This window comes from Joostella atrarenae (genome assembly GCF_021764745.1).
GTDB classification, from domain to species: Bacteria; Bacteroidota; Bacteroidia; order Flavobacteriales; family Flavobacteriaceae; genus Galbibacter; species Galbibacter atrarenae.
In genome coordinates this window covers 129304-142926 of the sequence record NZ_JAETXX010000005.1, presented here as the reverse complement: position 1 = coordinate 142926, position 13623 = coordinate 129304, and the positions used below count along the sequence as shown (strand labels likewise).

Annotated in this window: 15 protein-coding genes; 4 read left to right on the top strand and 11 right to left on the bottom strand. The window is 32.9% G+C overall.

Features of this window, described 5'->3' with window-relative positions:
* Positions 1 to 115: 115 nt before the first annotated feature.
* Complete coding sequence (locus JM658_RS09745; protein ID WP_236959069.1) at positions 116 to 964, top strand: hypothetical protein; 849 nt, start codon at positions 116 to 118, stop codon at positions 962 to 964.
* Positions 965 to 1030: 66 nt separating this feature from the next.
* Here JM658_RS09745 and JM658_RS09740 read toward each other — a convergent pair whose 3' ends face one another.
* The 7 genes from JM658_RS09740 to JM658_RS09710 form a co-directional block, all read right to left on the bottom strand.
* Positions 1031 to 2194 (bottom strand): sigma-54-dependent transcriptional regulator, encoded by a 1164-nt coding sequence (locus JM658_RS09740; RefSeq protein ID WP_236959068.1) that lies wholly within the window; start codon positions 2192 to 2194, stop codon positions 1031 to 1033.
* The gene (locus tag JM658_RS09735) at positions 2194 to 3087 is read right to left on the bottom strand and encodes a DUF6268 family outer membrane beta-barrel protein (protein ID WP_236959067.1); all 894 of its coding nucleotides are present in this window, start codon (positions 3085 to 3087) and stop codon (positions 2194 to 2196) included. Before JM658_RS09735 ends, JM658_RS09740 begins: the two co-directional genes overlap by 1 nt.
* Positions 3088 to 3110: 23 nt before the next feature.
* Positions 3111 to 3959, bottom strand: a complete 849-nt coding sequence (locus JM658_RS09730) for a mechanosensitive ion channel family protein (RefSeq protein WP_236959066.1) — start codon at positions 3957 to 3959, stop codon at positions 3111 to 3113.
* Positions 3960 to 4001: 42 nt separating this feature from the next.
* Positions 4002 to 5342, bottom strand: a complete 1341-nt coding sequence (locus JM658_RS09725) for an ABC transporter permease (protein ID WP_236959065.1) — start codon at positions 5340 to 5342, stop codon at positions 4002 to 4004.
* Positions 5343 to 6269: an ABC transporter ATP-binding protein gene (locus tag JM658_RS09720; protein WP_236959064.1), complete on the bottom strand. Its 927-nt coding sequence runs from the start codon at positions 6267 to 6269 to the stop codon at positions 5343 to 5345.
* Positions 6270 to 6478: 209 nt separating this feature from the next.
* Positions 6479 to 7618 carry a molecular chaperone DnaJ gene (dnaJ, locus tag JM658_RS09715; protein WP_236959063.1) on the bottom strand — a complete coding sequence of 380 codons (1140 nt, stop codon included), beginning with the start codon at positions 7616 to 7618 and terminating at the stop codon, positions 6479 to 6481.
* A 122-nt stretch (positions 7619 to 7740) separates the two neighbouring features.
* A complete protein-coding gene (locus tag JM658_RS09710) occupies positions 7741 to 8289 on the bottom strand; it encodes a nucleotide exchange factor GrpE (protein WP_236959062.1) in 549 nt (182 codons plus the stop codon).
* A gap of 225 nt (positions 8290 to 8514) precedes the next feature.
* On the opposite strand from JM658_RS09710, the gene JM658_RS09705 reads away from it, so the two are divergent.
* A complete protein-coding gene (locus JM658_RS09705) occupies positions 8515 to 9183 on the top strand; it encodes a YceI family protein (protein WP_236959061.1) in 669 nt (222 codons plus the stop codon).
* Between the two features lie 23 nt (positions 9184 to 9206).
* Here JM658_RS09705 and JM658_RS09700 read toward each other — a convergent pair whose 3' ends face one another.
* The 3 genes from JM658_RS09700 to JM658_RS09690 all read right to left on the bottom strand — a co-directional run bounded on the left by JM658_RS09700 (position 9207) and on the right by JM658_RS09690 (position 11422).
* Positions 9207 to 10145 (bottom strand): TIGR01777 family oxidoreductase, encoded by a 939-nt coding sequence (locus JM658_RS09700; protein WP_236959060.1) that lies wholly within the window; start codon positions 10143 to 10145, stop codon positions 9207 to 9209.
* Positions 10146 to 10250: 105 nt separating this feature from the next.
* Entirely contained in the window at positions 10251 to 10928 is a 678-nt protein-coding gene (gene mnmD / locus JM658_RS09695; RefSeq protein WP_236959059.1) for a tRNA (5-methylaminomethyl-2-thiouridine)(34)-methyltransferase MnmD, read from the bottom strand.
* 2 nt (positions 10929 to 10930) lie between these two features.
* The gene (locus JM658_RS09690) at positions 10931 to 11422 is read right to left on the bottom strand and encodes a DUF4920 domain-containing protein (RefSeq protein WP_236959058.1); all 492 of its coding nucleotides are present in this window, start codon (positions 11420 to 11422) and stop codon (positions 10931 to 10933) included.
* 107 nt (positions 11423 to 11529) lie between these two features.
* Between JM658_RS09690 and JM658_RS09685 the strand changes: the two genes are divergently transcribed.
* Positions 11530 to 12597, top strand: coding sequence for a branched-chain amino acid aminotransferase (locus tag JM658_RS09685; RefSeq protein ID WP_236959057.1), 1068 nt, complete (start codon positions 11530 to 11532; stop codon positions 12595 to 12597).
* A gap of 71 nt (positions 12598 to 12668) precedes the next feature.
* Here JM658_RS09685 and JM658_RS09680 read toward each other — a convergent pair whose 3' ends face one another.
* The gene (locus JM658_RS09680; RefSeq protein WP_236959056.1) at positions 12669 to 13055 is read right to left on the bottom strand and encodes a nucleoside triphosphate pyrophosphohydrolase family protein; all 387 of its coding nucleotides are present in this window, start codon (positions 13053 to 13055) and stop codon (positions 12669 to 12671) included.
* Between the two features lie 399 nt (positions 13056 to 13454).
* On the opposite strand from JM658_RS09680, the gene JM658_RS09670 reads away from it, so the two are divergent.
* On the top strand, positions 13455 to 13604 hold the full coding sequence (locus JM658_RS09670) for a hypothetical protein (protein WP_236959054.1): 150 nt from the start codon (positions 13455 to 13457) through the stop codon (positions 13602 to 13604).
* Positions 13605 to 13623: the final 19 nt, after the last annotated feature.

Here is a 13623-nt window from a genome sequence, read left to right as displayed (position 1 = left end):
TTTTAATAAAAAATGAAGGGTACACATATTCTATGAATAAGTTCACCACAAAGTTTTTTAAAAATACAATTTATATTGTAATATTGCTTTGCCCAAATAAATAAACCCAAATTTCATGAAGAATCCTACACTCATCTTGTTATGTTTTCTACTTTCTAGTTATGCATTTTCACAATGTAATTCTGCGTATTCTCAAGCAAGTTATGCTTTAGCCCACACAAAGAAATCTTTAAGCTCCGATAATTTTGATCATCAAAAATATTATGCTGGTAGAGCTATAGACGCACTAAACAAGACAAAATCTTTAGTTGAAAGCTGTGGTTGTAAAGAAGCAGTAAGTCCTATTCTTGATGCGCTCGATAATTTAACCCAAGCTGAAGACCCTGTAGATTGGGAGGCTGGTCGCTTTTACGCTAAGCATGGGTATGAACACCTACAAACATTAATGAACAAAATGGATGTTTGTACCAGTAGCGGTTCTAGCATTAACTATGCTGTTGAAACCCCTAACACCAATTCTAAAAATACCAACACGCCACCTACTAGTACGCCATCTGTATCTTCTACAGTAAAAACTGATAATAGTTTACAATCGCAGCAAGAGCAGCTAGAGCTAGAAAAACAAAAATTGATAGAACAACAGCGTCTTTTAGAAGAAAAAATACAAAGACAAAAACAATTGGCTGAGGAAGCTCGAATAAATCGACAATTAGAGCTAGAGGAGCAATTAAAATTAAAACATCTAGCTGAGCAAGCATTATTTGAAATGGAAAATAATTTTAAAGAGCTTACATCATTACTAAGCTGTAAAAATACATCTGCTATCTTACAAGGAGGTTATGCTAGAGAAGATAATGTTCTAAATAACGAGTCGTTAGCAGAAACTCGTTCTTATTACCTCAACTTAACCTTAGAAACTCAACAAAAAATACAAGACGCATTAAAAAACTGCTCTTCAAAATAGAACATAAAAAAGCTGTCTAATACATATTATAATTAGACAGCTTTTTTTATAATATATCATTCCTTGCTATTTACTAGCAAAAAGTTTTACATCTTCTTCACTTACTTCTGCATTCCCAAGAATAATCAATCTTTCAATTACATTTCGTAATTCCCTTACATTTCCTGTCCAATCATATTCTTGTAGCAGCTTAATAGCTTTATCAGAAAACTCCTTTTTTGTATCTCCGTGTTCTTTTGCTATCTTACTTGTAAAATGCTCAATAAGCAACGGTATATCATCACGACGATCGTTTAAAGCAGGTACATTTATTAAAATAACTGCCAAACGGTGGTATAAATCCTCTCGGAAATTTCCCTCTTCGATTTCTTTTTTAAGATCTTTATTTGTTGCTGCAACTACACGAACGTCTACTTTTATGTCTTTATCACTACCTACACGTGAAATCTTGTTTTCTTGTAATGCACGTAATACTTTTGCTTGCGCAGAAAGGCTCATATCTCCTATTTCATCTAAAAAAATAGTTCCTCCATTAGCAGCTTCAAATTTTCCTGCTCTATCTTTTACTGCTGAAGTAAAAGCTCCTTTTACATGTCCGAAAAGTTCACTTTCTATAAGCTCAGAAGGAATAGCAGCACAATTAACTTCGACCATAGGAGCTTTGGAACGATCGCTCTTCTGATGAATCCAATGAGCAACCAACTCTTTCCCTGTTCCATTAGGACCAGTAATCATAACACGAGCGTCTGTAGGAGCTACTTTTTCTATCATTTCTTTAATAATAGAAATGTTTTCGCTCTCTCCAATCATTTCATAATTCTTCCCTACCTTTTTCTTTAGAAGTTTGTTTTCCACAACTAATTGCTGCTTATCTAGAGCATTTCTAACGGTATTTAACAAACGATTTAAGTCTGGTGGCTTCGAAATATAATCATAAGCCCCCATTCGCATTGTATTCACCGCTGTTTCTAAATCTCCGTGTCCAGAAATCATCACGAAAGGAAGTTCTGGTTTTATTTTTTTCCCAGCCTGCAAAACCTCAACACCATCCATTTTTGGCATTTTTATATCGCATAAAACCAAATCGTAGTCGTTCTTTTTTATAGCTTCAATGCCTTCTAAACCATCATTTGCTTCTTCTAATTGGTAATCTTTATTTTCTTCAGAAAGGATTTTTACAAGCACTCGCCTAATAGCTGCTTCATCTTCTATAACAAGAATTTTTGCCATTATATCTTAAATTTTATTCCCCCTCTAATATAAAGGGTATTTGTATCATTTATTGTATACACGTCATCTAAATCTGCATCACGTAATCTGATGTTATTCATTAGCGTGTATCCGGAATAAAAATAAAACAATATATGCTCATTAAAAAAATGTTCGTAACCTATTCCTGATAAAATTGTGGTCATCGATATACTTTCTGCTATATTATTCTCTATTGCGACCTCTTTTTGAATATTGGAATAAAAACCATCTAGTGTAACAAATGCTTGTAAAACGTTGCTATTATTTATTTTATACTTAAGGTTTGTTTTAGGAACTCCCAATGTATATGCCCATGTATCATTAATTTCTTTATGATAATTAACATACGGGAGAGGTAAAGGAATACCAGAAACTGTATTGTATTGAATTCCCAATATAAGACGTCCTTCTCTACTATCTTTAGCTTTATTTCTTCTTTCTCGAATAAAATATATAGCGGCGTTCAATAAAAAATCATCTCCTATAATACCATCTTCAAAATTAGAAGCTAATTGTGGATTAACAACAGCACCAAAACGCCAACGCTCACTAAAACGAAATGTATAACCAAGTGTAAACTTAAAACTTTGCAACCTCTCAAAATCACTAGCCACAAAAGGATACCCATCTTTAAGTTCCATGTTAACATTAGAATACTCTACTCCCGTTACAATGTATTTATCCTTTCCAACTTTCCATGGAAAATTAAGCAACGTTTTAAAACGTTTAAAGGAGTTCTCTGAAGACGCCTGTGGAAAATAAGTGTATTCTATCCTAGCAAGATCTGTTAGTTGTGCTTTTGCTTCTAATGAACTAGCAAACACAACAAACAATATTAATGATATTCTTAAATAATTATTTAGATATCTCATTCACTTTATTTTTCAAGATGTAATTATTTATTAAAAATATGAACATCTCTCTGAGGAAAAGGAATGCTAATTTTATGTTCTCTAAATAGTTTATCAATTCTAAAACGTACTTCGCTTTTAATTCTTGGGTCTGAAAAACTGTCGTTTATAAAAAAATTGACATCAAATATCAATGCAGAATCTCCAAAGTCTTTAAAAACCACTGTAGGCTTAGGACTTTTTAAAACTCCCGTTTGCTCGGCAACACTTTGCAGCAACAACTTTTCTACAAGTCTTGTGTCACTTCCATAAGCTACTCCAACGGTAACTGTTTCTCTGGTAGTTTTATGGTTTTGTGTGAAGTTATATACAACTTCAGCTAAAAATATATGATTTGGAATAATAATTACTTTATCATCTCTGGTTATTGCACGCGTAGTTCTTAATTTAATATCTAGAACTTTTCCTACTTTTCCATTTATCTCTATAACATCACCAACGTGAAGCGATTGATCCAAAATGATTAATATTCCTGAAATAATATCTTGAAATAAATTTTGTAATGCAAACCCTAAACCTACAAATAAAGCTGCTGAAGCTGTTAAAAGCACAGTTAAATCGACCCCCGAAGAATTTAACACCGTAATAACAACTAGAATGTAAACTATATAATTTGTAAACTTAAAAATGCTTACAAATTTTCTTTTATCATCCAAAGGGAGTTTATCTGTTACAAGCTTTCTTATAAGTTTTAACAAATAATATGCTAAGACACAACTAAAAACAATAGCTAAAATGGTTCCTATTGTTATAGTAGAGCTATCCCCTTTATACAAGGGATAAGAAAAGAATTCCTTTATATTGCTGATTATACTGCTTATAATTTCTTTCATCTCAATTAATGTTCCAAAACTAGATGCAATATAGAATATTATCTATTTATATTTTAACCATTTATAAATTTCTTTATAACTAGGTTTTTTTCCATACATTAAAATACCTACTCTATAAATCTTAGCAGCTAGCCATACTATTAATAGAAAGGTAATAATTAAAAATAAAATAGACGTAATAAGTTGCCACCATGGCACTCCAGCTCCACCAACCCCATTTGGTAAACGCATCATCATAACTATTGGAGATGTTAGAGGAAATAAAGAAAAGGCGACGGCTATAGGACCATTTGGATTCTCAAATACCGAGAAAAAACCTACATAAATACCTAACATTAAAGGTGTAATTACTGGGAACATGAATTGCTGTGTATCTGTTTCATTATCTACAGCAGCTCCTATTGCAGCATAAATAGAGCTATAAATTAAGTATCCTAAAGAGAAATATAATAAAAAGCTTATAATCAATGTTCCCCATGGGATTTTCACCAGTTCATTTACATATAATTGAATAGTATCTTGAGAACCCGCAGCTTCATTAAGTGTCTGCATGGCTTCAGGAGAGATATTTGCTTTATAATGCATCGCATCAATCTCTATTCCCATAAATGATAATACCACATATGTTAAGACACCCGCAGAAATAATCCAAATTACAAATTGAGTAATTCCCGCCAAAGAAGTACCCAAAATTTTACCTAGCATTAATTGAAAAGGACGTACCGAAGATATTATTACCTCTATAATTCTAGTAGTTTTTTCCTCAATTACACTTCTCATGACAAAGGCTCCATAAATAATAATAAACATCATTATTAAGTATCCAAAACCACCGCCAATAAAAACTTTAAGTTCGCTTATACCCTTTAGATTTTTCTCGCCACTAAAGTTTACGATACTCATCTCATAATTATTCTCCAAATCTTTTAATACTTCTGGAGAAATGTTTAATTCCGCTAACTTATGCTCACGAACTTTATGTTCTATTTTCCCTTCTATACTGCCAAGAATATCAAGGCTTGGCGACTCTTTAGTGTAAAACTGAATCTTTTGAGCTACTTTATCTATTTCTTCCCCTTCAGGAATATGTAATAATCCATAATAGCCTGCTGCATTTACAGAGTCTATAGCTTTATCCAAAGAAATATTAGCAAAATCGATATAAGAAGCCTCTACACCTTCCGTAAACTGGTGACTAAAATATGGGCTTTCATCTAAAACAGCAATTACTCTCTTTTCATCTGCGTTTACTTTAGCTAAATAAACCACTAAAGCAATCATTGCAACGATAATAATAGGACTTAAAACAGTAAGAACAATAAAAGACTTGTTTCTTACTTTCGCCATATATTCGCGCTTAATTATAAGTAATAATTTATCCATTTAATTACGTTTTACCGTTTCAATAAAAATTTCGTTTGCTGTTGGTATTACCTCTACAAAATGTGTTACTGTACCTTGAGTAGTGAGATATAAAAGAAGATCGTTGGCTGTATTTCCATCTGTAAGCTGAATTCTTAACTGCAACTCGTTTCCTAAAGATTTAAATTGAGCCTTGGTAATTATATGCTTCGCCTCTAACGTTTGTCTTAAAACTTCCGGTTGATTGGTTTCTATACCAACTTCATAAGTTCCATTTCTAAACTCGCGTTTTATATCTATTAGCTTCCCGTCGAGAATTTTATTCGACTTATTTATTAATGCTATATGATCACATAATTCTTCTACGGATTCCATTCGGTGTGTAGAAAAAATAACTGTAGATCCATTTTCCTTTAAACGTAGAATTTCATCTTTAATAAGATTTGCATTTATAGGATCGAATCCACTAAAAGGCTCATCAAAAATTAAGAGTTTAGGCTCATGAAGTACTGTAACAACGAATTGAATCTTTTGTGCCATCCCTTTTGATAGTTCTTGCACTTTTTTATTCCACCAATCGCCAATTTCGAGACGCTCAAACCAATATTTAAGCTTCTTCTGCGCATCACTCTTACTCATTCCCTTAAGTTGAGCTAAATATAATGCTTGCTCTCCTACCTTCATACTCTTATAAAGTCCACGTTCTTCTGGCAAATACCCGATCATTTTAACATGTTCTGGTTTTAAATCTTCACCATTAAAAATAACTTTCCCTACATCTGGATATGTTATTTGATTGATGATTCTTATAAAAGTAGTTTTACCAGCCCCATTAGGGCCTAGGAGTCCGAAAATAGTTCCTTCAGGAATCTCTAAAGAAACATTATTTAGTGCTTTATAAGCTCCAAAACTCTTGGAAACATTCTGAGCAACTAATAGATTCGCCATATATAAATTGATTTTTCCAAATATATTGGATATTGATATACTATAAAAGCCAAACGCAATTATAGTTTATCATATCTCTTAAATAAAAACCCACCCTTAAAAAAATATCAAGGATGGGAAAAAATTGCTATGAAAAAGAAAAAATTGACACTAGGTTAGAACTAGTGTCTTCACAAAGATATATTTTTTTATATAACACAAAAGTTAAATTATGAAAACATATCTTTTACTTTTTCAAAAAACGATTTATCACTTTTCTCTGGATTAGGAGAAAAATTATCATCTCCTACCATTTTTTCAAAAAATTCTCTTTGTTCTTTATTCAGTGTTTTTGGTGTCCATACGTTAATATGCACTAAAAGATCACCTTGGCCATAACCATTTATACTAGAAATACCTTTTCCTTTAAGGCGTAAAATTTTCCCTGACTGAATTCCTTCCTCAAGTTTTATACGCACTTTACCAGATACGGTATCTATTTCTTTAGAAGTTCCTAACACAGCCTCTGCAATACTCACATATAGATCATAATGAAGGTTATCCCCTTCTCTTTTAAGTGTATCATGCACCAACTCTTCAATGGCAACTAATAAATCACCTGGCATTCCATTGTTTCCTGGAGCTTCATTCCCTTTACCAGTTACTTTAAGCTGCATACCTTCAACAACTCCTGGTGGTATTTTTATAGAAACTGTTTCCTCTTTTACCACAAGTCCTTGAGCATCTGCTTCAGAAGATCGTTTATCGATTACTTCTCCTGCTCCACCACAAGAATTACAAGTAGTAGCTGTTTGCATACGCCCTAAAATAGTATTCGTAACACGCATCATTTGCCCGCTACCGTTACATGTAGGACATGTTTTATAAGTTACATCCTTAGATTGGATTTTTCTCTTAACTTTTACTTTTTTCTCAACACCTTTGGCTATTTCTTCCAAAGTAAGCTTCACACGAATACGGAGGTTGCTACCTTTAACTCTAGCTCTTCCGCCACCGCCACCGAATCCACCAAAACCGCTGAATCCGCCACCGCCGCCGCCAAAGGCACCGCCAAAAATATCTCCAAACTGACTAAAAATATCATCCATGTTCATATGGCCACTACCGCCACCAAAACCACCAGCACCATCAAAAGCAGCATGCCCATATTGGTCATAACGCTGTTTTTTATTAGGGTCACTTAAAACCTCATATGCTTCTGCAGCTTTTTTAAACATACCTTCCGCCTCAGTATCTCCTGGATTTTTATCAGGGTGATACTGTATGGCCTTCTTACGATATGCTTTCTTTATCTCTGCAGCCGATGCATTCTTATCAATTCCTAGTATTTCGTAATAATCTTCCTTCATGTAAATATCTTAGAAAGGTATTCCCTTCGATTTATTTATTTTTATTTAATTAAGACTTAAAAATTGGTCTCTAGAATATAAAAATTCTTTGATTTTCTTGTTATGACAAAACGTCTACAAGTTTATTGTCCGACAATAACTTTTGGATGACGAATTACTCTCTCTCCAAGTTTATATCCCTTTTCGATAACGTCTACTATTTTTCCTTTTAAATCGTCTGATGGCGCTGGTATTTGCGTAATAGCTTCATGCAAATCTGCATCAAAAACATCTCCTGCTTTAGCTTCAACCGCCTCTAATCCTTTGCCTTGCAATGTATTTCTTAACTTATTATTTATAAGTTCTACTCCTTTAAAAAGCTCTTTATCTTCCGTTTTAGAAATCTCATTCAATGCACGATCAAAATCATCTAATACTGGTAACATTGAAACCATAATATCCTGACCCGCAGTTTTAAATAACTCAACACGCTCTTTAGATGTACGTCTTTTGTAATTTTCAAACTCAGCAAATAGGCGTAAAAATTTATCTTTTTCTACTGCCAAATCGTTCTCTAACTTCTCTTCGTTGCTAACTTCTTCAACAGTTTCAGTAGTTTCTTCTGCTGTTTGCTCTGTTGCCATATTCTCTTCTGCAGCTACCTCTTTATTTTTTTCTTCTTCCTTAGACATACGTTTGTTGTTTTTATTGACAGCTATCTGCCTGTATATTTTATTGAAAACACTATCTGTCAAGACACTATTTTCCTAACTTTCTTTAAACTCAATAACAGGAGGCAAAAGTATTGCCATTTATTCTAAAATGTCAAAATGTCACCAAAAAAAATTATTAAATATTTAATATAGTTATCCGAGGTTATTTATATTTTTGAAGACTAATCAAAAAAAATAATTCAAATGAAAAAGAATATCTTATCAATCTCATTGATAGCATGTCTTACAATTTTTACAGCTTGTAAAGATGACAAGAAAAACGAAACAACTCCATCTGAAGCGGAAGCTGCTAAAGAAGTAAGCGCTACGGCTACTAAATTTAAAGCTATTCCTGCTGAAAGTACTATCGATTGGAAAGGAGCTAAACCTACAGGAGAACATACAGGAACAATAGCTATTGAGTCTGGTGTTATTGCTGTAAAGGATGGTGCTGTAGAAAGTGGGAACTTTTTAATAGACATGAATTCTATTACTGTTACTGATCTTGAAGGTGACAAAAAAGAAAACCTAGAAGCGCATTTAAAAGGAACTGTTGAAGGTAAGGAAGATCATTTCTTTAATGTAAAAGATCACCCTACTGCTTATTTCGAAATTACAGGAACTGAAGTTAATAATGGGAAAACTTTTATAAAAGGAAATTTAGCTGTTAAGGGGATTAAAAGAAATATTTCTATTCCTGTTACGCTAACAGAAAATGGAGATACAATATTATTAGCTAGTGAAGCTTTTACTATTGACAGAACACAATGGGAAGTAAACTATGGTTCAAAATCTGTTTTTGGAGATTTAGGAGATAAGTTTATCAATGATGATATAGAACTAAAAGTTTCTATAAAAGCTAATAAAGCATAATTTATTTCAGAAAAAATTAAAGCTTATGAGGCCAATTCTTCACGGAATTGGCTTTTTTCATTTATAATATCTTTAAGTGCCAAACAAACATTAGAGAAGTTAAAATTATAACCTGATTCTTCAATTTTCTTAGAACTTACCCGCTGACTCGCGTATAAAATATAAGCCATTTCCCCTAGAGCCAATTTCAACAATGCCTTTGGAGCATTTGGCAACACTATTGGTTTATTATAAACACTAGCTATTTCGTGTGTTAGTTTCGTATTAGTTACTGGATTTGGAGCTACGCCATTATAAACGCCCTCTAACCTGTTTTCTATTACATGTAGATAAATCCTAGCAATATCAGAAACATGAATCCAACTTTGCCATTGCTCTCCACTTCCAAAAACGGTTCCCGCATAATAACGAATAGGCTTTGCCATTTTTGGTAAAGCTCCTCCATCCGAGGATAAAACTAACCCTGTTCGAATTTTTGCTACTGGAACCTCATGAACTTTTAATTGGTCGGCAGCAGCTTCCCATTTAGAAACTACTTCCCCTAAAAAAGAATCGTCTATTGTAGTAGTATCCTCTTCGTAGTAATTGGTATAAGAATCTGGGTAAATACCTATTGCAGAAGCAGAAACTATAGATTTAATATTATGATCTATTTTGGATAATGAATCGTTGAGTAATTGAAGTGAATCTACCCTGCTATTTAATATTTTCTTTTTATTCATAGGTGTCCAGCGCTTAGAAATACTAACGCCAGCTAAATTAATTATAGCATCAACACCTTCAAAACAAGTCAAATCAATTTTCCCTTTACTGGGATTCCAATAAAAGCCTTTATAATTTTCTCTATTCTCAATCTTAGATTTGCTAGTAGAAAGATAATTTACAGCATATTTCCTATTATGGCATACGCGCACAATTTCCTCTCCTATTAAACCTGTCGCCCCTGCAATTAAAATCCTCATACCTTGATTTTTGATAAAAATAGGGAAATTAATCTATCAGCTAGCAGTAATTAATTTACCTTTAACACTCTAGTTATAAGTTTTTAACGTATTTAAAGAATTTTCTTATCCTCTCTTAACAGCCCTTAACATTTCTCGCTTACCAGGAGGCCCCGGAAGTCTTTCTACTTCAAAACCAACTTCTTGCATCGCTCTACGAACGCTACCTTTTGCGGCATAAGTAACTAACATTCCATTACTTTTTAAAGCGTCATACATTTTTTTAAAAATAGATACTTCCCATAATTCTGGTTGTACGCGAGCTCCAAAAGCATCAAAATAAATGATATCAAAAATATTTTTATCTGAAATCTCATTAAAGAATATCTTTCTCTTTTTTAACTGAAAAGACTCTGATAACTCATGATAATCCCCCCAAGTTATCTGATGCATCTTATCAAAAACATCAGCCTTGTTTATAGCTTTAAGCTCTGCTACATAATTAAGGTGCTTCACCTCTTCTAAAGACACAGGATAAGCTTCTACTCCGTCATAAGTAACTCTCACACCTGTTTTCTCTGCTTCAATAAAGGTTATGAAGCTATTAAGTCCTGTTCCGAATCCAATCTCAAGTATAGAGAGTTCAGTACTGCTATTTTCTTTCAGAAATGGATAAAAACCACTTTTTATAAATACGTGGTAAGCCTCTTGGATTGCTCCGTGTTTGGAATGATAATGTTCATCTAACTCTTCAATATATATGGTAGACGAACCGTCGGAAGTTTGTATTATTTTTCTCTTCAAATCTATTTTTTTAGTAGCACCCCATTTGCTTCAAAGGCAAAGGTACGCTCTGGAGCTGTTATCGCCGCAATTTCCTCTTCTGTCTTCCCAGCATCTTGAGCATAATGTTTTAGATCACTTACAGAAACTTCATCTACAAAAGCATTCCCTTTTAAAATTACTTCTTTTCCAGCGATATCTTTAGGAACAAAAAAACCATAATCTTTAAATTTCACCATTGCCAACTCTCCATCTGGTAAATCGAGTTTCATCCAACATCCTTTCTTCTGGCAGACCTCCACAACTTCCGCTTTAACTACAACTGTAGTAGAATCTCCTACTTCTATAGAATGATATTTACTAAGGAGTTGTTCCGTATCGATACTATTATTCAACATAATAGTATCTCCATAAACATTATAGTTTTCTGCAATCTCTTTATTGTTATCGCGTTTATTTCCTGTACAAGAAGCTAGTAAACCTGCTAGAACTATGACGATTAATTTTATTTTCATATCAATTATTTTTTAATGTAAAGTGAACACAAAATAACTTATTTTTGCATTAAATAATACATGTTTTGCTAGAATATTTTCTAATTTAGCAGAATTAAAGATGAGTTATGAGCAAGGAAACAGTTACAAAAATTGAAATTGAGAAAGCAACTACTTCAAAAATTAATGAAGTAGATTTTAACAACTTAGTGTTTGGAAATATTTTCACTGACCATATGTTTGTATGTGATTTTGAAGATGGAGCTTGGCAAACCCCTAAAATCACTCCATACCAACCACTTACACTAGATCCTTCTGCAAGAGTTTTTCATTACGGACAAGCGGTTTTTGAAGGAATGAAAGCATATAAAGATGAGCACGATGATATTTGGCTTTTCAGACCAGAAGAGAATTTTAATCGTATCAATAAATCTTCTCATAGATTAGCAATGCCAGAATTCCCTAAAGAATATTTCTTTGAGGGACTAACAGAATTACTAAAACTAGAAAAGGATTGGATTAAAAAAGGATTTGGAAATAGTTTATACATCCGTCCTTTTGTAATTGCTACAGAACCAGGTGTATCTGCTTCACCAGCAAAAAAATATAAATTCATGATTATTTGCTCTCCTGCACAGTCTTATTATGGCGGTGAAGTTAGAGTAAAAATAGCTGATCACTACAGTAGAGCTGCTAGTGGCGGATTCGGATTTGCGAAAGCTGCAGGAAATTACGCTGGGCAATTCTTCCCTACAAGTATTGCAAACGAAGAAGGTTTTCAACAAATTATATGGACAGATTCTGAGCACCATGAGTATTTAGAGGAAGCTGGTACTATGAATATCTTCTTTAGAATTGGAAATAAACTCGTTACTTGTCCTATTAGTGATAGAATTTTGGATGGTATTACCAGAAGAAGTGTTATTACTATGGCGGAAGACATGGGTATCGATGTAGAAGTTCGTCCAATTAAAGTGTCCGAAATAATTGAGGCTGTAAACAAAGGAGAACTTAAAGAGATCTTTGGTAGTGGTACAGCTGCAGTTATAAATCCGATAGCTGGTTTTGGCTACAAAGGAGACAAATGGGAGCTTCCTAAGACAGAAAACACATATGCAGCAAAAATAAAACAAGCCATTATGGATATTCAATATAATACTGTTGAAGATAAATTTGGATGGAGAGTAAAAGTTTAAAATAAACGAAGTTTATTTTTCAAAAAAAAGGCATTAAAAAAGTTCTTCAACTTTTTTAATGCCTTTTTTTGCTACTGATCTAATACTTTAGCTATAGCAGGCTTGAAATAATCTGGCCCTTTTAAAACTTTTCCATCTTCCCTATAAATAGGTTTGCCGTCTGCTCCTAGCTTACTCATGTTACTTAATTGAATTTCATTAAACACATCTTCGATTACATGCTGCATTCCATGTTCTAAAATTGTTCCACAAAGAATGTACAACATATCCCCCAATGCATCTGCAACTTCCACTAAGTCATTATTTTTGGCGGCCTCTAAATATTCATCATTTTCTTCTGCCATTAAATTATGACGTAAAGCTATTTTCTCATCTTCTAATTGTGCTCTAAGAACATCAGAAACCCCTAAACCGAATGCATTATGGAATTTCTCTACTGCTGCTAATTTATTTTTCATCTATTGAATATGTTTAATTTTTATTTAAAAAGAAGTTTTTTATAAATGGTTTTTACTACAGCTAATTTGATTAATTTTGCCGAAAATTAAAAATATATGTTTAGCAGTGGTCAACTAATGTTTGCCGGATTATTTGTTGTTATTTTCGTCATTATAATGATAATTAGCTACAAAAGAGATAACAAAACACATAAAAAACAATATAAAGGCACTATATGGGTTCTTATATTTTTTATCATTTTCATATTTAGCATAGCTTTTATTAAGTATTTAACAAAAAACTAACATTTAAAACAGAGTAACCTCATATTTAGCGCCTTAATGTTAATTTTAGTGCTCGATATGAGATTTTATGTTATAATTTTCTTTACAATCTTATTCAGCCTGTTAATAATTAATGTGGTACTATTATTATTCAGTGTTAATAAACTTCCAAAAGCAAAAACCAAAACTGCTGCTATTTACAATACGCAACATAGTAAAGGTTTAAAAGCTGAGAAAGAGGTTTCTAGCAACGAACATGAAGTGGTTTTAAAAGAAGCCATATAATACACCAAAATTATTGACA